A 20,823-nucleotide genomic window follows, 5' to 3' on the forward strand; every position below is an offset into this window, starting at 1 on the left:
GCGATGTCCTACTTCACCCTCGGCACCTGGGTCGTCGGACTTGCGATCGTGGTGTCGGTCGCGGGAGCGGTGGTAGGACTGGCTTGCCTGCGGCAATCGATGTTGTCGGCGACCAGCTGGTTCCGGATGATCTGGCGGACCGCGGCCGCGGTGTCGTTCGCGGGCACCGGAACCTGGTTGCCGATCTTCATCACCATGCTGGGGTTGGGGCCGGACGGCCCGGGCGTGATCCGCTTCGATCTGCCCCGGCTGACCCTGTCGATGGCGATCGTGGTGGCCGTGACGCTGGCCGCGCTGCTGTTGCTGGGTGCCCGGGCGACGCTGCCGCAGCTGGCGCTGGCCTGTGCCGTCGCCGGTGCCGGGGTCGCGGTCATGCACGTGCTGATGGTTTCCGATCTCACCGTGCAGGGTTCGGTGCGTACCTCACCGTTCGCGATCGCCGCGGTGGCGGTCCTGTCCTTGGTGCTGGTCGCGGCCACGCTGGCGGGCACGCTGCGGACCCGGACACTGCCGGGCCTCACCGCGGTGGCGGTGGCCTTCGCGGTGGCCAACGCCGGCGTGCACTACCTCGGCCTGGCCGGGGTCAGCGTGCGGCTGGACCACACGGCCGCGATGCCCACCGGTTCCGACCTGTTCAGCATGTTCGTGCCGCTGTTCGTGCTGGGCACGCTCACCCTCGCGGTGCCGATCACGGCGGTGCTGGTGGCCCCGGACCGCAAGGCGAGCCAGGCGTCGGCATCGGTACCGGTCGCCGACTTTGCGCGCTGAACCGAGCCGGGAGCCGGGCACCGGCCCGGCTCCCGCACCCGCTACTGCGGCATGTCGCCCACGCGCACATTGGTGTCGATGATCCCGAACATCTCGCCCTGCGGGGCGGCCAGGATGGCCATCCGCCCGACCGGTGAGTCGGTGGCGGGCATCATCACCTCGGATCGCAGTTCCATCGCCCGCGCGACGCCCTCGTCGACGTTGTCGTACTGGAACCAGGTGAGCCAGTAGCTCGGGCCGGGCTCGCCGGGCATCTTGGTGTCGTCGTTCATGCCGCCGACGGCCTCGTCCGCTCCCGGCGGCGTGAACATGGCGTAGCGCATGGTCTTACCGTCGCCGACCTCGGTGTAGTCGAAGCCGAAGACCTGGGCGTAGAACTCCTCGGCCCGGTCCAGTTCGCGGGTGTGCAGTTCGTTCCAGCTGTAGCTGCCGTGCTCGTTGAAGATCTGGGCGCCGCTGTGGTCGCGCGCCTCCCAGCCGGCGAAGATCGCGCCGACGGTGTCCATGGCGACGAACATGCGGCCGACACTCATGACGTCCATGGGCGCCACGACGACCTGGCCGCCTGCTTCGGTCACCTTCTTTGCCGTCTCGTCGGCGCTGTCGACGGCGAAATAGGTGGTCCAGGCCGACGGCGTGCCGGCCATGGGCTTGGGGCCGATACCCGCGGCGGATCTGCCGTTGCGCATGGCCATGATGTAGCCGCCGGCCTCCGGACCCTGCTGATCGACGGTCCAGCCGAAGAGGTCGGCGTAGAACTGGGCTTCCTTCACCGCATCGTCGGCCTGACAGTCGACCCAACACGGGGTTCCCTGCGGCCAGGGAGTGCTACGAACAGGCATCGGATTCTCCGTTCCTGGTTGGTTGCCTGTTGAAGGGGAACCGCCGACCGGCCCTACAGCGGCCTGCCGCCGGTGGCCGTACGACGATGACGCCGGAGGTACGGCCGCCCCTAGTCAACCAGCCCGGTACGACAAGTTTGACCAGTTCGGCACTTGCTTGTTTGGGCCATGCGCTGGACAAACGACCGAAAAGCGGGCGCTCGCGGGCGAGGAGGAAGCGGCGGGGAAACGGCACCCGGCCCGGAAGTGGCGATGAGCGGGTTCTCCGGTAACCGGAGAACCCGCCCTCTCGCACGAGAGTACCGGCGCCAGAGCACGAAAACATCACTTCGTACGGACTTTTTCATCAACCCACACACCGAAATCCGGCAAACAGAACAACTTTCGCCGCCGCGGCGGGTCTCGCCGGAGGATCACCACCGCGCCCGGCCGGGCCCGGGCGACCGCCCGGTACCATGGCGCCATCGGGAAGGCCTCGGGGGGCCCGGTCACACCGCCGCGGCCACGCGGCACTCGGAAGCGAGAAGGGACCGCTGATATGGCAGTGAAGCGTGCACCGTCGAAGAAGATCCGCGCCGAGCAAGCCCGGCGACCGAAGAAGAACCCGCTCATCGCCGCCGGCGTCGAAGTCGTCGACTACAAGGACGTGAACCTGCTGCGCACGTTCATCTCCGACCGCGGCAAGATCCGCGGCCGCCGGGTCACCGGCCTCACCCCGCAGCAACAGCGGCAGGTCGCCACCGCGATCAAGAACGCCCGCGAGATGGCGTTGCTGCCGTTCACCAACCGGTAGCCGTACGAGGCTGCGGCCCCGATGATCGGAGCCGCAGCCGCTTCGCCCGTAGTGGTCTGTCGGGGATCAGGGGATGGTCAGCACCTGACCGACATTCACCAGGTCGGGGTTGTCGATCCCGCTCGCCACGGCGATCTCCTCGTAGCGGTTGCCGTCACCGTAGAAACGCTCCGCGATCGCCCACAGTGTGTCGCCGGGCTCGACGGTGTAGGTGCGGGCACCGGCCTGGTCGGCGGCGGCCGTGGCAGCCATCTCCTGGGCGATGTCGTCGGGGGCGGGCATCGGGTTGTCGGTGACGGTGTCGGTGGCCCAGATCGGATTGCCGTCGCGGTCGTAGAGCACCACGTTACGGTCGGACTGCACGACCAGGCGGTCCACTGCGCGGCCGTCGGTGTCGGTGGACCAGGCGCTGGTGCCGTCGGAGCGGTACACCACGAAGTTGCCGTCGTCCTGCAGTACGGCGCGGTTCACGTTCTGGCCGTGGGTCATGGCCGCCCAGACCACGTTGCCACCGGGCTCGGTGAGGACCAGGTTGCCGTCTTCCTGCAGCGTCAGGGCGTACGCCCCACCCTGCAGGCTCTGTCCGAGGCCGAGCTCTTGACCGAGGTTCAGTGTGTCGCCCACTGGAAGTCCTTTCGTAGAGGCTGCTACTACCGGGAGTCGATCCGTGCCACAGAACTAGATTCGCCAATCGTTTGCCAACTCTAGTGTGGTGCCCTGCGCGGCGCAGCAGTTACCCGGACCGGCGGTCGAATCGTCACCGTGGCGAGGTCCGGGGCCGGATCCGGCGGTGGCACCCACCACAGTAGGGTCGTGCGCATGAACGCCCTCCGGGGAGCGCGCCGCCTGGCCGCCGCAGCCGCGACCGCTCTCGCCGTCCTGACCGTCGCCGCCTGCGGTCACACCGGCAACGCTGCACCACAAAAGAATTCGACGACCACGACGCCGGCGCCGCCGAGCTCGCTGGCGCAGCCGCGGCCGGGCCGGACGTTCACCGCCGATCCGGCGATCGTGAACCCGCGGCCGCTGCGCTTCGACAGTTGGTACAAGATCGCGGACGACAAGATCGCGGTGAACTTCCAGCTGGGTTCGCCGGATTGTTACGGAGTCGACGTCGAGACCACGGAAACCGATTCCGCGGTGACGGTCGCGCTGCGCACCGGGACGCTGCCCCAGGCGGTGGGCCGCATGTGCAGCATGATCGCGGTATTCGGCAGCATGGAGATCGACCTGCAACACCCGCTGGGCAGCCGCAAGGTGCAGTGACCGATACACCTGCCGCGGCCGGAATTCATACGTGCAGTATGGAATTCACCGAACAGACCCCGAATCGGTGAGTGATCTCGGTCACACGATTCTTCCGTTCAGGTGTTATAGGCATCACCCATGACACTCTGGCCAGAGTGCGGTGGTACGTTCACCGGGTCCAGGGGATGCGGACCGCGAGATCGAGCAGGGGTTACGAAAGATCTTGCGACGCAACCGAATCAGCTTGCATTCGCGTCGAGAGGCGCGGATGCGGAACCCGAGATCCGGGATGTTTGTGGGCCCGGGGATCGGATGATCGAAGCCCTGTGCGAGATCCGCAGCTCGCACAGGGCTCCGATAAAACGATGTGACAGGTCAGTGGGCGAAGTGCCGGGCACCGGTGAAGTACATGGTCACCCCAGCCGCCTTGCACGCGTCCACGGTGTCCTGGTCCCGCACCGAACCACCCGGCTGCACGATCGCCTTCACACCCGCCGCGATCAGCTGCTGCGGGCCGTCGGAGAACGGGAAGAACGCGTCCGAGGCGGCCACCGAACCCGCCGCCCGGTCACCGGCCCGGTCCACCGCCAGCCGCGCCGAATCCACCCGGTTCACCTGGCCCATACCGACCCCCACCGAAGCGCCGTCGTGCGCCAGCAGGATCGCGTTCGATTTCACGGCACGGCAAGCGCGCCAAGCGAACTCGAGGTCGGCCAGGGTCGCGGCGTCGGCCGGCTCACCCGCGGCCAGCGTCCAGTTCGCCGGGTCGTCACCGGGCGCGTCGATGATGTCGCGCTCCTGCAGCAGCGCACCGCCGCTGATCGGGCGCAGCTCGCCGCCCGGGCGAACCGGGTTCTGCGCGACCAGAATTCGCACGTTCTTCTTGCGCTGCAGCACCTCCACCGCGCCGTCGGCGTAGCCGGGGGCCACGATCACCTCGGTGAAGATCTCGGCGACCTGCTCGGCCATCTCGACCGACACCTCACGGTTGGCCGCGATCACGCCACCGTAGGCGCTGACCGGGTCGCAGGCGTGCGCCTTGCGGTGCGCCTCGGCGATGTCCGCGCCCACCGCGATGCCGCAGGGGTTGGCGTGCTTGATGACCGCGACCGCGGGAGCCTCGTGGTCCCAGGCGGCCCGCCAGGCGGCGTCGGCATCGGTGTAGTTGTTGTACGACATCTCCTTGCCGTGCAACTGCTCCGCCTGCGCCAGACCGGGATTCGCGCCCACCGCGGTGTACAGCGCCGCGGACTGATGCGGGTTCTCGCCGTAACGCAGCACCGCCGACCGGGTCCAGGTGCCACCCAGCCAGGCCGGGAACTCCTGCGCCGCAGGCGCTCCCGGGACCAGCACATTGGTCATCCAGCTCGCGACCGCGACATCGTAGCTCGCGGTGTGCTGGAAAGCCTTGGCCGCCAACGTGGTCCGCTCGGCGAGAGTGAACCCGCCGGACTTCACCGCGGCCAGCACCTCGTCGTAGTCACCGGTGTCGACGACCACGGCCACCGACGGATGGTTCTTCGCCGCGGCCCGCACCATCGACGGCCCGCCGATGTCGATCTGCTCCACGCACTCGTCCGGGGTGGCGCCGCTCGCGACGGTCTCGCTGAACGGGTACAGGTTCACCACCACCAGCTCGAACGCCGCCACACCCAGCTCGACCAGCTGGTCGGCGTGCTCGGGCTTGCGCAGATCGGCCAGGATGCCGGCGTGCACCCGCGGGTGCAGGGTCTTGACCCGGCCGTCCAGCGTCTCGGGGAAACCGGTCAGGTCCTCCACGGGGGTGACCGGGATGCCGGCGTCGGCGATCCGGGCCGCGGTGGACCCGGTCGACACCAGCTCGACACCGGCCGCGTGCAGGCCGGTGGCCAGCTCGATCAGACCGGTCTTGTCGTAGACGCTGACCAGCGCCCGCTGAATCGGTTTGCGGGCCACGGCGTCCATCGTTACCTCACTCACTGGCGTACTCGCTCATTGGGAATTTCTGCCTTTCGTCCGTCGGAGACAATGCCGCGCAACGCGACCGCGGCGACCGTATCGGCCAGCAACCGCCGCTCGACCACCTTGATCCGCTCGTGCAACGTGGCCTCGTCGTCATCGGGGAGCACCGTGACCGCTTCCTGCGCGAGGATCGGCCCGGTGTCGATACCACCGTCGACGAGGTGCACGGTGGAGCCGGTCACCTTCGCCCCGTACGCCAGGGCGTCGCGTACCCCGTGCGCGCCCGGGAAGGCCGGCAGCAGCGCGGGATGGGTGTTGATGATCCGGCCGCCGAAGCGGTCCAGGAAAACCGGACCGAGGAGCTTCATGAAGCCCGCCGACACCACCAGATCCGGGGTGTACGCGGCGACCGCGTCGGTCAGCGCCCGGTCCCAGGTCGCGCGGTCGCGATGGTCACCGAGCTGCACCAGCACCGACGGGATCCCCGCGGCCTGCGCGTGATCGGTGGCCGCGCACGGGCGGTCGACACCGACGGCCACGACCTGCGCGGGATAGCCGGGAGCACGGGTGGCCGCGATCAGCGACTGCAACAGCGAACCGGTACCCGACGCGAGCACCACGACCGTCGCGGGTGCGGTCGGCGGCAACAACTGGGCGGACGGAGCGGTCACCGGTCTACTCCTGTGCGGCGGGGCGAGCGAACAGCGGCCGAACGACCGCTGACGTCAAGCCTAACGACCGTCCCGTTCGCCTCTGTCCGGCAGGTCCGCTTCCACGACCTCGGCATCGACGATATCGCCGCCGTCGGCATCGGGATATCCGTCGCGGGACCGGCCGGTTGCCGCGGACTCGTCGTCGAGGAGTTCGCCGTCCATCACACCCTCGCCGGCGGGCCGGGTCGCCGGGTCCGCGTAGTCGCGATAGCGGGGCGCCCGGTAACCGTCACGTTCGACCTCGTATTCGTCGTCACCGAAGGGTTCGCCGGCGGTCTCGTACTCGCCGGCGGCGTCGTACTCGTCGTAGTCCTCGTACCGCTCGTCGTCGTAGTCGGCGTAGTCCTCGTCGTCGTAGCCGTCCGCCGATCCCGGCGCCCGGCGGCCGAATCGCGGTGCGAGCCGGCGGGCCGCGAACAGGCCCACCCCGCCGCCGATCAGCAGCCACGCGACGGTGACGACCGGGAACAGCGGGATCTCGGGTCCGTTCGAGCCGAAGGCACCCAGTTCGCCGCCGGCGAGCGAGCCGAGCACCAGCAACACCACCGAGGCCACCGCGGTCGCGGTGAGCAGGGTGCGCGGGGAACGGATGTCGTCACCCGCGCGGGCGCACTCGACGCCCGCCGCACCGGCCACCAGGACCGGAATCAGCAGCAGCACCGCCCACCAGGTCGGCGCCGGGCCCGACGGCACGGCCACCGTCACCGGTACCGCCGGCAGCCGCGCGTCCGTCACCGCGAACAGGCTCAATCCACCGTCACCGATGCGGACCTCGGAACCGACCAGCACGCCGGTCGCGGCGATCATCAGGTTCGGCAGATAGCCGATCGACAGCAGGGTCAGGCCGATCACACCGCCGACGTTCCCGGCCGCCGCGTAGGCGTCGCCGAGCCGGGTGCAGTGCCACACCAGCGAACCGATCGTCACCACCACACCGGCCAGCAGCAGCCGTCCGACCGCGGTAACCCCGATCCGCGCACCGGATTCCACCCACGGTGGCACACCCGCCGTCAGCTGCCGCCAGGCCGGGGGCCGGCGTCCGATCGCCGCCAGCCGGGCCGCGATCCCGACCGCAGCACCCGCGAAATGCAGGCCACCGACCCAGGCGAAAGCGAGCAGCGTGGTCGGCGGCTGCAACGGCAGCACGGTTGCGGCGTCCTGCGCCACGGCCAAGCACACCGAGGTGATGAGCAGCGGGCCGAACAGCGCGGCGCCCACGATCCAGGCCAGATCGCTGCGCATCGCGTCCGGTGTCACCGCCCGGGCACAGTCGCGGCCGGTCAACCAGACGACCAGCGCGGTCGGTACCAGCGGCAGCATGCTGATCGTGGTGGTGCCGATGGTGACCGGAACCTGGTGCACGGCAAGCCAGCCCGCCGCGATCGCGCCCGACGCGCCGGTCATCGGGCTGTGCGCGCAGAGCAGCGCGCCGATCACCACCGTGACCACCGTGACCATGGTGAAACTGGAGGTCCGCGCGGCCACGATGAGCAGTACCTTCGCCCGTTCGGGCGTCAGGGCCGCGAACAAGGCGTCGAGCGCCGCGACGGCCGGTCCCGCGTCGGGTTCTCCGGTGCGCCGGGCCGCCGCCTCCCGCGCCTCGCGGGTCAGGGTCGTCCCGGTGGGCGGCCGCCCGCCCGCCGGCCGGTTCCGTCGCCCGTCCGCTCGCTCCGAACGTGTTGGTCTCATCGCCGCCTCACCACGTACGCGACCATGGCCGCGAACGGATTTCGTGCCTCGTCCGCCGCGGTCGGTGCCCGCCCCGAACGGCCAGTGCATGGATTGACCGGTCCCCCAGGACAATCGTGCGAAACACACCCGAGCACCGGCCGCCCCCAGCCTGCCAGGTCTCGACAGTCTTGCACTTCAGGCGCGCCGACCGGGCCGGATGAGCCACTGGCGGTCGGGTGTCGCCTCAGCGACAGGCGGCGAAGAGCTCCGCGGCCGACTCCGCGGTCCCGGCACGAATCACCCACTCGCTCAGCTCAGCGAGGTCGTGGCATTCCACGATTCGACGCAGTTCCGCGGCCTGCAGCGGCATGCGTTGCGCCGGATGGCCTCGCGGGTCATCCAGAAGCCGGTCTCGTCGGTCTCGGGAGTCGACACCGCCGTCATTCGAAGATCTCGGCGCAGGATCCCGCGGTGACTGCGCGAATCAGCCAGTCCGAGAGCTGGGAATGGTCGCGGCACTGCATGATTCGTTCGCGGTCCGCGGCAGTTACCGGCACTCGGTGGTCATTCAGCAGGGCGAGCAGACGCTCGGACAGGTCGGCGCAAAACTTCGCGAGCGCCGAGTCCTCGCCCTGTCGAATGCCTTCCTGAATGCCTTCCCGCCGGCCCTCGGCTACGTACTTGCCTGCGATGCGGCTCCGGTACTCGTACGTCATAGTCATCAACGCCTCCAAGAGTTCGCGTGCATCCTTTGGCAACACTTCGTTGACCAGGTCATAGTACATTCGGGAGTGGTCTTCGTCGGCCTTCATCAGCCCCGCGAGCAGGGCTTCGAGGACCGGCTTGCGGTCCGGCCCGCCGCCGTGCGCCATCGCCGACAAGACAGCGCGTTCCGGGGCTGCCTGTGCTTCGGCGCGGTCGGAGATCATCGGCAACTGCGCCGGTGCGATGACCACCGGCCGCAAGAAGCATCCGGGCGTGGCAATTTCGATCGGCTGCGCCGCCCACGCTGCCGTTGTGTCGTCCGGGACGACCACCAGCAGGACCACCGGGCACCGCAGCCGGGCCCGGAAAGTCGTCGCGTAGACCGGCCAACTCCACCGCTTGCTTTCATCTGGCGTCAGTTGCACCTCGAGACAGATACCGAGTACCGGATTACCGTCGGCATCACGCAGGCACAGGGCCAAGTCGCCGCGAAACTCCTTCGGCCCGATTGTCGGTGAAATCGCATGATTCAGTGGCGGCTTCGACGTATGGCGGCAGCGTCAGCCCGCAGATCTCGGTGAGTAGCGATGCGGCGAGCGTCACATCGGTTCGGAACAACTCCAGCAGTCCCTCGTGTAGGTAGCCAGGCATGTGCTCAAAATATTTGCAGCCCAGTCACTTTGCCATTCACAATCGGCGATTTTCAACGGACACACGTCCATCGACACTGGACATCGACGTGTCGCCGGTGCGTCTCGATCCAAACCGCCATTGCACAATCCGGTAATGCGGAATTGTTGCCCGGTCCGGCAGATCGCCTGGCACGCACGCCGAAATACGTTGTGCTCGAATATTGATCGGCGGCGAAGTTCGGAGGATGCTCGGGCCGACACAGACGTCCTCGAGGCACGGCAGGACTCCGCCGCCCGTCGGGCGGCGGAGTCGGCGAGTGGGATCGCACCAGATGCAACCGATTACGGGACGTCGGTCGGTCGTCGGCCTCCGATCACACGGTTGCGGTGTCGATCATGTTGTCCGCCCGCACGATTCGCCGCCGACGGGTCGGCATCAGCACGGTCGGGTGGCTCACCGACCAGGCGGCGCCCGAGCAGATCATCTCCTTGACTCGCGCAGCCGAGCGGCCGATGAGGGCGGCCGGCTTGGCCCGGTCGTCGGGGGTGACGGTCTGGATGATCGCGTCGTGGCGGCCGAGGCTGACGCACTGGACGGTGTAGCCGATCGGCTTCACCTCCGGTTCGCGGCCGGTGAGGCGGGCGGCGACAGCGTCGGCGGCGGCCCACGCCATCGGGATGCCCGAGGCGCAGGACATGCGCAGCGGGCGGCCGCCCGCGCCTTCCGCGAGCGCGGCGTCGCCGACCGCGTACACGTCCGGGTGCGAGACCGAGCGCATCGAGCCGTCCACCTCGATGCGGCCGTCCGCGGCGACCGCGAGCGTGGTCGCGGCGGCGATCGGGTGCACGGCGAAGCCCGCCGTCCACACCGTGGTGTCCGCCGCGATCCGGGCGCCGGCCGCGGTCACCACACCGTCGGATTCGACCCGGGTGATGTCGGTGTGCTCGTGGACGGTGATGCCGAGGCGGGTGAAGGTCTTGCGCAGGTGGGTGCGTGCTTTCTCCCCCAGCCAGTCGCCGAGTTCCGACCGCACCGCGAGCGCGACCACGAGATCGGTTCGCGCCTCGGCGATTTCGGTGGCCGCCTCGATCCCGGTCAGTCCGCCGCCGGCGACCAGCACGGTCGCGCCGGCCGGCAGCGCGCGCAGCCGCTCACCGAGTCGCTGGGCGGACGCCTTGCCGGTCAGCTCCTGGGCGTACTCGCGCACACCCGGGACACCGTGGTCGGCGACCGTGCTGCCGAGTGCGTAGATCAGTGTGTCGTAACCGATTTCGTGGTCGCCTAGGTCGTCGGTGACCGCCACGGTCCGACGGTCCACGTCGACCGCGGTGACGCGGGCCGCGCGCAGGACCACGCCGGTGCCGGCGAACGCGGCGGTCAGCGGGCGGGCCTTCAGCTGCTGCCCGGTGGCCAGCTGGTGCATGCGCACCCGCTCCACGAACTCCGAGTCGGCGTTCACCACCGTGATCTCGACCTCGTCGCGGCGGACCCGGCGGGCCAGCCGGCCGGCGGCGTTGGCACCGGCGTACCCGGCGCCGAGGACGACGACGCGGTGTGCGGAAGTGTTGTGCTGCTCCATGGTTTCACTCCTGTCCGGGTGTGGTTCGCTACCTGAACCGGACAGGGCACGAAACCCTGACAGATCTCGAGTGTGATCTGGGTCACCAGGCGTCGAGCACGGGTTTCCCGTGGTCGAGCGCCGCCCAGCCGCGGGCCGCGCGTCCCAGTTTGTCGGGGTTGACCGGCGAGAACACCGCGGCGAGACCGTCGGTGGTCACGTCGAGCACGATCACCCCGGCCAGCTGACCGTTCACCTCCACCACCACCGCCGGCGCACCGTTGACGATCGACGCGAACAGCACCGGCGTACCACCGAACTGGTCCCGCTTGGCTTGGCTCGGCTTGAACAGCCCGCGCAGGAACCGGGCCACCACGAGCGCCCCGACCAGCGGCTCCTTGCGCGTGTACACGTACCCGCCGCCGTCGCCGACGGTGAACGCGTCGTCGGTGAGCAGCCGGACGAGATCGTCGGTCTTCCCGCTCATGGCCGCCGCCAGGAACTCCTCGACGATCCGGCGGGCCGCGGCGTCGTCGACCTGCTGCCGCGTCCGCGCCGACGCCACATGCTGTTTGGCCCGCCGGTAGATCTGCTGACAGTTCGCCTCGGTGAGTTCGAGCATGTCGGCGATCTCGGCGTGCTGATACCCGAACGCCTCCCGCAGCACGTACACCACCCGCTCGTTCGGCGAAAGCCGTTCCATCAGCGTCAACATCGCCAGCGACACCGACTCCCGCTGCTCGGCGGTATCGGCCGGACCCAGCATCGAGTCGCCCGCGAACACCGGCTCGGGCAGCCAATACCCCACGTAGGTCTCGCGCCGCGCCCGCGCCGAACCGAGCTGATTGCGGCACAGGTTGGTGAGCACGGTCGTCAGCCACGCCTCCGGCGTCTCGACATATTCCCGATCCGCCGCCTGCCACCGCAGGTAGGTGTCCTGCACCGCGTCCTCGGCATCACTGGCCGACCCGAGCATCCGGTACGCGATCGCCTCCAGCCGAGGCCGCGCCGCCTCGAACACGTCGCCCTCGACCGTATGAATCATGGACCGAGTCAACCACGTCCACGCCGATGCGAACATCACCTGTTTCGGCGGTCACCCCCGACGGGCGGGGATCTATGCACGGCTCACGGCCGGCCCAGAGCCAACGAGACGTTGTGTCCGCCGAATCCGAAGGAGTTGCTCAGGCCGTATGTCAGTGGCTCCCGGCGCGCGGTCCCGTGCACCACGTCGATGTCCACGGCACCGTCGTGCTGCTCGAAATTCAATGTGGGCGGGATGATTCCGTCCCGGAGAGCGTTCAGCGCGAGCAGTGCCTCCAGTGCGCCGACCGCGCCGACCGAGTGGCCCAACGCGCCCTTCGGGGCATAGACCGCGGCGTGCGGGGTCACCTCCGCGATGGCGCGCGCTTCGGAGCTGTCGCCGACCGGCGTGCCGGTGGCGTGCGCGTTCACGTGCTGGATGTCGGCCGGTGTCAGTCCCGCGGCGGCGATCGCCGCGCGCATGGCCCGGGCCGACCCGTCACCGTCCGGGTCGGTTCCGGTGATGTGGTAGCCGTCGGAGGTGATGCCCGCGCCGAGGACCCGGCCGTGGACGCGGGCGCCGCGGGCAGCGGCGAATTCGGCCGATTCCAGCACGAGCAGAGCTCCCGCTTCACCGAAGACGAATCCGTCCCGGTTGCGGTCGAACGGGCGGCACGCACCGCGGGGATCGTCGTTGCGGGTACTCAGCGCGCGCATCATGGCGAACCCCGCGATCGGCAGTGCCTCGATGTAGCCTTCGACGCCGCCGGCGACCACGATGTCGGCCGCGCCGGTGGCAATCAGCCGCCAGGCGTGCGCGATTGCCTCGGCGCCCGAGGCGCAGGCCGAGGTCGGCGCGAAAACTCCCGCCTTGGCGCCGATTTCGAGTCCCACCCGGGCAGCGGGGCCGTTGGGCATCACCATCGGGACCGTGAGCGGCGAGACCGTGCGATACCCACCGGTGTTCAGCGCTTCCAGCGCCGAGACGAGCGCGTCGCCGCCGCCGAGGCCGGTGCCGATACTCACCGCCAGCCGCTGCGGATCCACCTCGGGCGCACCGGCCGACTGCCAGACCTGCCGCGCCAGAACCAGCGCGAGCTGCTGGACATACGAGTGCCGACGCTGCTCGATCCGGCTCAGGTGCGCAGCGGGATGTTCCCGCAACTTGCCGCCGATCCGGACCGGGAGGTTGTAGCGGACCACGAAATCGTCGTCGAGGGCACGGATCCCGCTCTCTCCGGCGACGAGGGCGGACCAGGTGCCGTCCAGGTCGGGTGCGAGCGCGGTGGTCGCCGCGGTTGCGGTGACGACGACATCCCGCATTTGTGTATCGGTCGCTACAGTCATGGCTCCCATGGATACCTGTACCATCCGTTACAGTCAAGGAATGCCTCGCCCACCCGACGAACAGCGGCGCGTCGAACTACTGGCCGGAGTCGTCGACTACATCGCCACCTACGGTCTCGCCGAACTGTCGCTTCGGCCGCTCGCCGCGTACCTGGGCACCAGCTCCCGGATGCTGATCCACTACTTCGGCACCAAGGAACAGATGCTGATCGCGGCGCTGGAAACGCAACGGCCCGACGTGGCGGCGATGTTCGCCGAAGTGACGACCGTGGCCGAACTGCGCGCCCGGCTGCTGGCGGTCGGCTCCGATCAGACCGGCGTTCCCGTCGTCACGAGCACCCGGGTGCTGATGCAGGTCATCGGCGCGGCAACCGTGACCGACAGCCCGTTCCGGCCGTACGCCTACCGCGCGGTGCGGGTCCTCGTCGACGCGATGACCGGCGTCCTGCAGCGCCTGGAACCACCGATCTCCGATCCGGAAGCGACTGCCACGCTGCTCATTTCGGGTGTCCGCGGCCTCATCCAGGATCAGCTGATCACCGGCGACAGCGAGCGGGTCGCCGCGGCGGCACAGCAGCTGGTCGACCGGATACTGCCGCCGTCGCCCGCCTGAGACTGCCCGGATCTCGACAACAGGCCGTACGAGCGAGCGGCCGGGTTACGTTCGCCGGATACGACACTGCCGACCGGTCGCAGGGTGGCTGCGATCGGTCGGCAGTGGAAGCCGATCGGTGCTTACTTCGCGTCGTCGACGCCCGGGCGGAACTGGGTGGTCGACTCGGCGGCCGGGTCGGCGGTGGCCTCGGTGCCGAACGGGTTGGAGCCGAAGTTCAGCGAGCCGTACTGCTGGCCGGAGTTCGAACCGCCGATGTGCTGGGTGGCCTCCGTCTCGGACGGCTGCGCGGGCGTCGCCGGGCGGGCCATCTGGGTGGCGGCGTAGGGGGAAGCGCTGCTCGCGGCGCCCGACGGCGCGCTGCCCGGCTGGACGGTGGTCGGGGCGGCCGGCTGGCCGTAGGACGCCTGACCGTAGCCCGGCTGGCCGTACTGGGGCTGGCCCGGCTGCTGGCCGTAGCCCGGCTGCTGCTGACCGTACTGGCCGTAGGCGGACGGCTGCGCGGGCTGCTGGCCGTACTGCGGCTGGGCCGGGGGCTGGCCGTAGCCCTGCTGGCCGTACTGGCCGTAACCGGCCGCGGGCTGCGCCGGCGCGGCGGCCTGCTGGTACCCGGCCGGGGAGGGCTGCTGCGGCGCGCTCTGACCGAAGCCCGCGAACGCGGTGGACGCGCCACCGGCCGAACCACCGATCAGGCCCACCTCGAACAGGGTCGCGCCGGCGGCCGCCGCGGCCTGCATCAGCGACAGGAACAGCACCACCCAGGCACCCCAGGCGAGTTCGACACCGCTGCCGGTGTCGAAGGCCTGGAACAGCAGGGCCAGGAACGACACGACGGAGACGGCGAACGCGACCGGGATCCAGTTCTGCTTGGGTAGCAGGCTCAGACCGGCCAGCACGCCACCGGCCAGCAGCAGCGCGAGCAGGTCACCCGAACCGGATTCGAAGAAGTTGAACGTGGTTTCGGTGGCCTTCAGGCCGCCCGCACTGAACTGGTGGTAGGGCGTGAACCCGAGCAGAAAGTTCAGCACGCCCAGTGCGGCCACGCCGATGGTCAGGAAGTACGGCAGGCCCTTCGCGGCGGCCGGAGCCGCGGACGCGGGGCCGGACTGGCCGTAGCCGGACGCGGCAGCGGGTGTCTGGGCAGGCGCACCGTACCCGGAGCCCCCGGTCGGGTAGGACATGTCGTCTCCTTCTCGAGTCCTTCGTCGTCTCGTCTTCGACGCTACTGCACCCGGCATTCGCGGTCACGGCCAGCGCAGAAGTCGCACTACCACATTCACCCCCGCGTGAACCGGTAAACGCACCGCACCGTGATGTGAGCGGAGGCGGAAATTCCGGGACCGCCGGGCAGCCGCCGCTTCCGAGCCGCGACCGGCCGTGCGACCGGTCGGCGAACAGGGAGGTACACGATGGATCCGGTACAGATGTTCTGCGATTGGGTACGCGCGATGGGCTGGTGCGATCTGCTCCCGCCGCCACCGCGGATGACCCCGCAGTGACAGCGGCCGACTGACGCCATGACACACGAAGGCCGCCTTCCCGAATCGGAAAGGCGGCCTTCAGGAGTCCGATCAGACTGCAACACAGCGCCTGCTCGGAGGTCCTCCGTGGTTACACTGCGCTGCCGCCTGCGGACCCTGACCGATCAGGCGGTGATGGAAGCCTTCTCCAGGATCTCGCGCGCCAGGGCGGCGGTCTCGGACGGCGTCTTGCCGACCTTCACGCCGGCGGCCTCGAGGGCCTCCTTCTTGCCCTGCGCGGTGCCCGCGCCGCTGGAGACGATGGCACCGGCGTGGCCCATGGTCTTGCCCTCGGGCGCGGTGAAACCGGCGACGTAGCCGACGACCGGCTTGGTGACGTTGGCCTTGATGTAGGCCGCGGCCCGCTCCTCGGCGTCGCCACCGATCTCGCCGATCATGACGATGATCTTGGTCTCCGGGTCCTTCTCGAACGCCTCGATGGCGTCGATGTGGGTGGTGCCGATGATCGGGTCACCACCGATGCCGATCGCGGTGGAGAAGCCGAAGTCCCGCAGCTCGTACATCATCTGGTAGGTCAGGGTGCCCGACTTCGACACCAGGCCGACCGGGCCCTTGCCGGTGATGTTGTTCGGCGTGATGCCGACCAGCGCCTCACCCGGGGTGATGATGCCGGGACAGTTCGGGCCGATGATCCGGGTCTTCTCACCCTTCTCGACGTTGTAGGCCCACGCGTACGCGGAGTCCTGCACCGGGATGCCCTCGGTGATGACCACGAGCAGCGGGATCTCCGCGTCGATGGCCTCGATGATGGCGTCCTTCGAGAAGGCCGGGGGCACAAAGGCGATCGAGGTGTCGGCGCCGGTCTTCTCCATGGCCTCGGCCACGGACGCGAACACGGGCAGCTCGACCGGGTTGCCGTCCTTGTCGACGTGCGACACGGTGGTGCCGGCCTTGCGGGCGTTGACACCACCGACGACGTTGGTGCCGGCCTTCAGCATCAGCGCGGTGTGCTTGGTGCCCTCGCCGCCGGTGATGCCCTGGACGATGACCTTGTTGTCCTTGTTCAGGAAGATGGACATGTTCTTCGCGTTCCTTACTTGGCCGCAGCCAGTTCGGCAGCCTTGTCGGCGCCTTCGTCCATGGTCTGCGCGATGGTCACCAGCGGGTGGTTGGCATCGGCGAGGATCTTGCGGCCGAGCTCGACGTTGTTGCCGTCGAGGCGGACCACCAGGGGCTTGGTCGCCCCGTCGCCCAGGATCTCCAGGGCCTTCACGATGCCGTTCGCGACGGCGTCGCAGGAGGTGATGCCACCGAAGACGTTGACGAACACGCTCTTGACCTGGGCGTCGCCCAGAATGACGTTGAGGCCGTTGGCCATCACGGTGGCCGAGGCGCCACCGCCGATGTCGAGGAAGTTGGCCGGCTTCACGCCGCCGTGGTTCTCGCCCGCGTAGGCGACGACGTCCAGGGTCGACATGACCAGACCGGCACCGTTACCGATGATGCCGACCTCACCGTCGAGCTTGACGTAGTTGAGGTCGTGCTCCTTGGCCTTGAGCTCGAGCGGGTCGGTCGCGTCGATGTCGGCGAACTCGAGGTGCTGCGGGTGGCGGAACTCGGCGTTCTCGTCCAGGGTCACCTTGCCGTCGAGGGCGAGGATCTCGTTGTCCGGGGTGCGGACCAGCGGGTTGACCTCGACCAGCGTGGCGTCCTCGCCGATGAAGGTCTCCCACAGCTTCTGGATGGTGACCGCGGCGGCGTCGAGGATGTCGGCCGGGAGGTGGCCCTGCTCGGCGATCGAGCGGGCGAACGCGAGGTCCACGCCCTTGACGGCGTCGACCGGGATCTTGGCGAGCATCTCGGGCTTCTGGACCGCGACCTCTTCGATCTCCATGCCGCCCTCGACCGAGCACATGGCCATGTAGGTGCGGTTGGAGCGGTCGAGCAGGAACGAGATGTAGTACTCGGCCGCGATGTCCTTGGCCTCGGCGACCAGGATCTTCTTGGTGATGTGGCCCTTGATGTCGAGGCCCAGGATGTTCTTCGCGTGCTCGTAGGCGTCGTCGGGGGTGGCGGCGTACTTCACGCCACCGGCCTTACCACGGCCTCCGACCTTGACCTGCGACTTGATCATCACGGGCTTACCGATTTCGGTAGCGATCGCCCGGGCTTCCTCGGCCGAGTCGGTGACCCGACCTTCCGACGAGGGCACTCCGTGCTTCACGAAGAGCTCCTTCGCCTGATATTCGAAGAGATCCATGTACTCACCGTCTCGTCTGCGTTGCTGTAACAACGTCTTTGTGGGCGGCCCGTCGTTCGGGGCGGGTCGATCGGACTCTAAACAGTCGCGGAGGGACGAAATCAGCCGCATCCAGACTAAGTGGCGCAGGTCACGAAGGTTCTTCCGGGGGCGGTAAAACGCCTGGCCAAGGCTACTGACGAGTAGCTGCGAGATTCCGGCCAGGTAGGGCCGCACGCCGCCTCGAGTACTACAAGTTGTCGTTGGAAAATCGCACCAAAGACCCCACTCCACGGTGAGGTATTCCGATCTGTTACCGTGATCAAGCTCACATGTGCTCGAGATCTCCGGGATCGCTTGCCGCGTTGCAATCGGTTCGTTACCGTCGGTGCAGTCGAATGTCACAGCGCGGTTACACCCGACCACCATGATCCAGGGCACGCACGACGACGGAGGAGGACGGCACGCTTGAGGCAGCACAGCGCTCCACAGGTTTCGAGCCGTCCCGCGTTCCGCCGGTCAACTCTGTTCCACCAGGCGGAAGACCTCCGATGAACGACGGTTTCACCCAGCGCGGATCGCACCAGCCGCGCTACCGCTCCACCCTCGCACAGCCGCAGCCCGAGTTCGATACCGGGCGGTGGCAGCAGACCGCCGCGGCCTGGCAGGCCGCCGAGCCCTGGGCGGCGGGATCCGCGTTCGACTCCGGTGCGTTCCAGGCCACCCCACCCGCGCCCGGATCCGGTTGGCAGCAGCCGAATCTCGACTGGTCCGCGCCCGAACAGGTCGCCTACACCGAGCCCATGTACGACGAGTACGCCGCCCCGGTCGAGGAACCGGTCAACCTGGCCCGCTTGGAAACCCGCCGGTCCCGCCGCGAATCCCGCGGCAAGGCGGCCGGATTCGCGAGTTCCGCCGCCGAGGGCGAGACCCCCGCGGCCGACCGCCCGGCGCGCCGTGGATCCCGTTCCGCCGCAGCCGCTTCCGCGCTCACCATCGCCCGGCTGCCCGTCGAACGCAGCGCCGAACCCGCCGGCGAGCCGGACACCGAACGCCGCTCGGGCGGCGCGCACCGCCTGCCCGCACCGCCCGCCGCGCTGAAGGGCCGTGCCGCCGTCGTCGCCATGGCCGCTGGTGCGGTCGTCGCCGCCGGCCAGGCCGGCAGCCAGGTCGCCGGGGCCAAGCACAACACCGCCGAGGCCGACGCCGCCATGCACCAGCAGCTCGCCGCGCAGACGGTGAGCCTCACCGGCGCCAGCAGCGTGGTCGGCGATCCCGCGCCCGAACCGGGCGCCAGCAGCCCCGCGGCGCCGCAGATCCTCAACGCCGCGCCGGTCGGCGACCTCAGCCAGTTCCAGGACATCCTGCAGCACGGCGAGAAGTTCGCCAACGACCTGCAGGCCGCCGTCGACGCCAAGTTCCGGCCGCTGTACTCCAAGTTCGCCAACGGCACCTACACGTCGGGCTACGGAAGCCGCTGGGGCGCAATGCATCCCGGCGTGGACATCGCCGCCCCGATCGGCACCCCGATCTACGCCGTCGAGGACGGCACCGTGATCGACGCCGGTCCGGCCGACGGCTTCGGCATGTGGGTCCGGTTGAAGCACGCCGACGGCACGGTCACCGTGTACGGCCACGTCGACACCACGACCGTCTCGGTCGGTGACCACGTCATGGCCGGCGACCAGATCGCCACCGTCGGTAACCGTGGCTTCTCCACCGGGCCGCACTGCCACTTCGAGGTGTGGTTGAACGGCACCGACCGCATCGACCCGCAGCCGTGGCTGGCCTCCCGCGGCATCGCCCTGGGGCCCCAGGGCGACTAGCGGAAACCGCGACCCGCCCGATTACGTGCGGGGGCCGCGCTTCAGCGCGATCGGTAGGCAGCCGGCCAGGCTGACGAGTGCGGCGCCGAGCACGAATTCCCCACTGCGGGTGAAGGTGTGCAGGTCGCCGTCGGTGACCGCGATCAGGCCCGCGACCCCGATCACCAGGCCGGCCTGGCGGACCATGGTGATCAAGGCCGAACCGGCCGAGAAATTCTGCGGCGGGACCGCGTGCAGGCCGTAGCCGATGAGTGTCGGAAGTACCAGGCAGACACCGACTCCGGTGAGGAGCAAGCCCGGCAGCAGGGTGGTGTAGTCGGGCCGCTGATCGACGGCGACGATCCACCAGAGCGCGCCGGCGGCGAAGATCGTCGCGCCCAGTGCCGCCGTCCGGCCAGGTCCGAGCCGTTGCACCAGGGCGCCCGCCGGACGGGTCAGCACCGGAACCATCAGCGGGCCGGGCGCGAACGCGAACCCGGTCCGCATCGCGGACCAGCCCCAACTCTGCTGACACCACAGCGGAATTGCCAGCAGCATGGCCCCGAAGGCCACCGCGAACAGGGCGTTGGCGACCAAGGCGCCCGGCATGCCCGGCAGCCGGAACAGCTCGATCGGCAGCGCCGGGTGGTCGTGCCGGTCCGCGCGGACCACGGCGAGGCTCAGCAGGGCGGCCGACGTGATCAGCAGGGCGAGCACCGGGAAAGACAGCCAGCCCCAAGGGTTTCCGCGCACCAACGCAAGTACGACACCGACGCAGCCCGCGATCAGCAGGGCCGACCCGAGCAGGTCGATGCGCCCACCGGCGGCACCACGCGGACTCGGCCGCAGGGCGAGGAGCCCGAATCCGACCACGCAGATGCCGACCGGAATGTTGATCACGAAGATCCAGCGCCAGTCGATTTCGGTGAGCGCACCGCCGATCGCCGGTCCGACGGCCGCGGCCAGGGCGCTCAGGGCCGCCCAGTTCCGGATCGCGGCGGGCCGCTGCTGCGGTGCCGCGGCCGCGAGCAACAGCCCCAGCGACGAGGGCGTCAGCAGTGCCGATCCGACGGCCTGGACGACCCGGGCCGCGACGAGCAGCCACAGGTTCGGTGCCATCGCGCAGGCCAGGGACGCGAGGGTGAATACCGCGACGCCCGCCAGGTACGCCCGCCGGGCGCCGATGCGGTCGGCCAGCGTGCCCATCGGGACCAGCATCCCGGCGAAGACGACGGTGTAGCCGTTCAGCACCCAGGAGGTGTTCGAAAGGTTCGCCCCGGGCACGTGTCGCGCGATGTCGGGGACGGCCACGTTGACCACGAAGAGGTCGAGATTGGCCATGGCCACCCCGGCCGCGACGAGGGCGAAGACGACGCCGAACCGAGTGGGCGTCGTGGTGGCGGCCCGCTGCGCCGCGGTTCCGCTGGTCATCTCGGATCCCTT

At 69.3% G+C, this 20,823-nt stretch carries 18 protein-coding genes; 5 read left to right on the forward strand and 13 right to left on the reverse strand.

Going from position 1 to position 20,823, the window contains the following annotated elements:
* Window positions 1-3: 3 nt before the first annotated feature.
* Window positions 4-768, forward strand: a complete 765-nt coding sequence (locus EBN03_RS31500; protein ID WP_122191816.1) for an MHYT domain-containing protein — start codon at window positions 4-6, stop codon at window positions 766-768.
* Window positions 769-809: 41 nt separating this feature from the next.
* On the opposite strand, the gene EBN03_RS31505 is transcribed toward EBN03_RS31500, so the two are convergent.
* Window positions 810-1,610 carry a VOC family protein gene (locus EBN03_RS31505; protein WP_122191817.1) on the reverse strand — a complete coding sequence of 267 codons (801 nt, stop codon included), beginning with the start codon at window positions 1,608-1,610 and terminating at the stop codon, window positions 810-812.
* Window positions 1,611-2,148: 538 nt separating this feature from the next.
* Here EBN03_RS31505 and rpsR point away from each other — a divergent pair.
* Entirely contained in the window at window positions 2,149-2,403 is a 255-nt protein-coding gene (gene rpsR / locus EBN03_RS31510; RefSeq protein WP_122191818.1) for a 30S ribosomal protein S18, read from the forward strand.
* Between the two features lie 66 nt (window positions 2,404-2,469).
* Here rpsR and EBN03_RS31515 read toward each other — a convergent pair whose 3' ends face one another.
* A complete protein-coding gene (locus EBN03_RS31515; RefSeq protein ID WP_122191819.1) occupies window positions 2,470-3,027 on the reverse strand; it encodes a LysM peptidoglycan-binding domain-containing protein in 558 nt (185 codons plus the stop codon).
* A 195-nt stretch (window positions 3,028-3,222) separates the two neighbouring features.
* Here EBN03_RS31515 and EBN03_RS31520 point away from each other — a divergent pair, with 195 nt between their 5' ends.
* Window positions 3,223-3,669, forward strand: coding sequence for a hypothetical protein (locus tag EBN03_RS31520; protein ID WP_122191820.1), 447 nt, complete (start codon window positions 3,223-3,225; stop codon window positions 3,667-3,669).
* Between the two features lie 357 nt (window positions 3,670-4,026).
* Here EBN03_RS31520 and purH read toward each other — a convergent pair whose 3' ends face one another.
* The 7 genes from purH to EBN03_RS31555 all read right to left on the reverse strand — a co-directional run bounded on the left by purH (window position 4,027) and on the right by EBN03_RS31555 (window position 13,242).
* Window positions 4,027-5,595, reverse strand: coding sequence for a bifunctional phosphoribosylaminoimidazolecarboxamide formyltransferase/IMP cyclohydrolase (gene purH, locus EBN03_RS31525; protein WP_122191821.1), 1,569 nt, complete (start codon window positions 5,593-5,595; stop codon window positions 4,027-4,029).
* 11 nt (window positions 5,596-5,606) lie between these two features.
* Complete coding sequence (gene purN, locus EBN03_RS31530) at window positions 5,607-6,263, reverse strand: phosphoribosylglycinamide formyltransferase (protein WP_233608767.1); 657 nt, start codon at window positions 6,261-6,263, stop codon at window positions 5,607-5,609.
* Between the two features lie 60 nt (window positions 6,264-6,323).
* Window positions 6,324-7,994, reverse strand: a complete 1,671-nt coding sequence (locus EBN03_RS31535) for a cell division protein PerM (RefSeq protein WP_122191822.1) — start codon at window positions 7,992-7,994, stop codon at window positions 6,324-6,326.
* A gap of 422 nt (window positions 7,995-8,416) precedes the next feature.
* On the reverse strand, window positions 8,417-9,163 hold the full coding sequence (locus EBN03_RS31540) for a hypothetical protein (RefSeq protein WP_122191823.1): 747 nt from the start codon (window positions 9,161-9,163) through the stop codon (window positions 8,417-8,419).
* A 524-nt stretch (window positions 9,164-9,687) separates the two neighbouring features.
* Entirely contained in the window at window positions 9,688-10,893 is a 1,206-nt protein-coding gene (locus EBN03_RS31545; protein WP_122191824.1) for an NAD(P)/FAD-dependent oxidoreductase, read from the reverse strand.
* A gap of 82 nt (window positions 10,894-10,975) precedes the next feature.
* Window positions 10,976-11,917, reverse strand: coding sequence for an RNA polymerase sigma-70 factor (locus EBN03_RS31550; protein WP_122191825.1), 942 nt, complete (start codon window positions 11,915-11,917; stop codon window positions 10,976-10,978).
* Window positions 11,918-12,000: 83 nt separating this feature from the next.
* Window positions 12,001-13,242, reverse strand: a complete 1,242-nt coding sequence (locus EBN03_RS31555; protein ID WP_122191826.1) for a KasA/KasB family beta-ketoacyl-ACP synthase — start codon at window positions 13,240-13,242, stop codon at window positions 12,001-12,003.
* Between the two features lie 40 nt (window positions 13,243-13,282).
* Between EBN03_RS31555 and EBN03_RS31560 the strand changes: the two genes are divergently transcribed.
* The gene (locus tag EBN03_RS31560) at window positions 13,283-13,855 is read left to right on the forward strand and encodes a TetR/AcrR family transcriptional regulator (RefSeq protein WP_122191827.1); all 573 of its coding nucleotides are present in this window, start codon (window positions 13,283-13,285) and stop codon (window positions 13,853-13,855) included.
* Window positions 13,856-13,977: 122 nt separating this feature from the next.
* On the opposite strand, the gene EBN03_RS31565 is transcribed toward EBN03_RS31560, so the two are convergent.
* The 3 genes from EBN03_RS31565 to sucC form a co-directional block, all read right to left on the reverse strand.
* The gene (locus tag EBN03_RS31565) at window positions 13,978-15,036 is read right to left on the reverse strand and encodes a DUF5336 domain-containing protein (protein WP_122191828.1); all 1,059 of its coding nucleotides are present in this window, start codon (window positions 15,034-15,036) and stop codon (window positions 13,978-13,980) included.
* A 464-nt stretch (window positions 15,037-15,500) separates the two neighbouring features.
* Window positions 15,501-16,415: a succinate--CoA ligase subunit alpha gene (sucD, locus tag EBN03_RS31570; RefSeq protein WP_122191829.1), complete on the reverse strand. Its 915-nt coding sequence runs from the start codon at window positions 16,413-16,415 to the stop codon at window positions 15,501-15,503.
* 14 nt (window positions 16,416-16,429) lie between these two features.
* Window positions 16,430-17,596 (reverse strand): ADP-forming succinate--CoA ligase subunit beta, encoded by a 1,167-nt coding sequence (gene sucC / locus EBN03_RS31575; RefSeq protein ID WP_122191830.1) that lies wholly within the window; start codon window positions 17,594-17,596, stop codon window positions 16,430-16,432.
* A 530-nt stretch (window positions 17,597-18,126) separates the two neighbouring features.
* On the opposite strand from sucC, the gene EBN03_RS31580 reads away from it, so the two are divergent.
* Window positions 18,127-19,401, forward strand: a complete 1,275-nt coding sequence (locus tag EBN03_RS31580) for a M23 family metallopeptidase (RefSeq protein WP_233608768.1) — start codon at window positions 18,127-18,129, stop codon at window positions 19,399-19,401.
* Between the two features lie 21 nt (window positions 19,402-19,422).
* On the opposite strand, the gene EBN03_RS31585 is transcribed toward EBN03_RS31580, so the two are convergent.
* Window positions 19,423-20,811: an MFS transporter gene (locus tag EBN03_RS31585; protein WP_122191831.1), complete on the reverse strand. Its 1,389-nt coding sequence runs from the start codon at window positions 20,809-20,811 to the stop codon at window positions 19,423-19,425.
* Between the last annotated feature and the right edge of the window lie 12 nt (window positions 20,812-20,823).

This window comes from Nocardia stercoris (assembly GCF_003696265.1).
Lineage (GTDB): Bacteria > Actinomycetota > Actinomycetes > Mycobacteriales > Mycobacteriaceae > Nocardia > Nocardia stercoris.